Source organism: Bacillus sp. P4_D3, from assembly GCF_056401855.1.
In genome coordinates this window covers 1-1,852 of sequence record NZ_JBFUIN010000619.1, presented here as the reverse complement: position 1 = coordinate 1,852, position 1,852 = coordinate 1, and the positions used below count along the sequence as shown (strand labels likewise).

The window sequence follows — 1,852 nt, the reverse complement described above, 5'->3', positions numbered from 1 at the left end:
CTTTCACTGTATAGTTCAATGTTGAAAAGTAAAGAAATACTCGAAGTATTACCTGAAGAGCTTGTTCAAGAAACAGAAAAGAGTTGTCGTAAAAAAGAAGTATATGTGGAAGACTTACCAGCTTTAATTTACATACATCATCGCATAACAGGCATTGAAATCGGACAGAAGTTCCATCACGTCGTTATTGATGAAGCACAGGATTTTTCACCCTTCCAAGTTTATGTATTAAAAGAAATTACACTAGGTAATTCTTTCACTATATTAGGTGATTTATCTCAAGCGATTTATGATTATCAAGGAATTGAAGACTGGAATGCTTTTAAGGAAGTATTCCAAGAAACAGGCTATTATGAATTGACGAGAAGTTATCGCTCTACAAAAGAAATTATTGAATTTGCTAATGAAATAATAAAAAATGCAGAGATTCCAGTAGGGCTTGCTACACCAGTTTTCCGTAGCGGTGAAGACGTGAAAATAATTCGGGTAGAGGACCAATTTATTGAAATTGTGAAGGCATTACAACATCTACAAAATGAAGATGTGAAAACAATTGCGGTAATAGGAAGAACAGACGATGAATGCCGTGATATATATGAGAAGTTAACAAATGCTGGATTGACTGTTAACTTCATTGAAGCAGATCAAAGTAAGTATGAAGGTGGTATTTCGGTAGTACCAGTATACTTGGCGAAAGGGTTAGAATTTGATGCCGTACTTCTAATCGACGTTGATGAAGAACATTACAAAAATACAAAACATGATGCGAAATTATTGTATGTCGGATGTACGAGATCACTTCATGATTTATGGATTTTCTATAGTGGGGAAATATCGCCTTTAATTAAGAGATAGAAATATATAACAAATTCAAGAGGCTTTTCTAGTAATGAACAGAAGACCTCTTGTTTTCCTATATAAAGATACGGGGGAGAAAATGGGAATGATTACAAAGGTAATAACAAAAAGAAATTGGGAAATCGCGAAAACAACGGGAGAAATTAATGAAGAATCACTTATAAAAGAGGGGTTTATTCATTGTTCATTATTAAACCAAGCTTTAAAAGTTGCTCAAAAACATTTCATTCATGAAGAAGATGTTTTATTACTTACAATTGATCCATCCCTGTTAAAAGCAGAAATAAAATATGAACTTGCTTCTAACGGTCAAAAATATCCGCATGTATACGGAGTAATCAACGTAGATGCAATTGTAGATGTTGTCCCATTTCCAAAAGAAAAAGGAGAGTTTATATTACCAGAGGTACAAAGTTAAGCGTGTTATATAGGCATTTAAGTTAGCTAGAAAAGCACAAATCATATCGTTTGTGCTTTTTATTGTATATTTTTTTGAAAAATCATTGTTTTTGTCACACTAATACTGTACGATACATAGTATAAAACACATACTGTATGACATATAGTAATGGAAATGAGGTGGATGAATGGATACTTTATTAAATTCATTAATTACTGAGCTAAGGAGAGGGACATTGACATTAGCGGTTTTAAGTCAACTAAGAACGCCGCAGTATGGATATTCGCTTGTCCAATTATTGGAGCAATCAGGAATCATGATAGATCAAAGTACTTTATATCCACTACTTCGCCGATTAGAAAAGCAGGAGCTAGTGACGAGTAGTTGGGATAAAACTGAGAGTAGACCTCGTAAGTATTATGTTTTAAGTGAATATGGATTAGATATATTTTTGCAGTTGAAAAAGGAATGGATAAAGGATTCGAAAGAACTTTATAACTTATTAAAGGAGGAGGACAAGAATGAGTTTGATTGATATCTACGTCGAGGAAGTTGCGAAGAGATTACCTGAAAAAAATCGTGAAGATATTATAC

At 33.3% G+C, this 1,852-nt stretch carries 3 protein-coding genes; all 3 read left to right on the top strand.

The window, feature by feature from the left end; translation table 11 throughout:
* Positions 1–855 (top strand): 3'-5' exonuclease (locus AC1DTM_RS24840; RefSeq protein ID WP_477001131.1); only part of this gene is annotated, 855 nt, incomplete at its 5' end.
* An 88-nt stretch (positions 856–943) separates the two neighbouring features.
* Positions 944–1,276, top strand: a complete 333-nt coding sequence (locus AC1DTM_RS24835; RefSeq protein WP_033714784.1) for a DUF952 domain-containing protein — start codon at positions 944–946, stop codon at positions 1,274–1,276.
* Between the two features lie 169 nt (positions 1,277–1,445).
* Positions 1,446–1,793, top strand: coding sequence for a PadR family transcriptional regulator (locus tag AC1DTM_RS24830; RefSeq protein WP_002110296.1), 348 nt, complete (start codon positions 1,446–1,448; stop codon positions 1,791–1,793).
* The last annotated feature ends 59 nt before the right edge of the window (positions 1,794–1,852 follow it).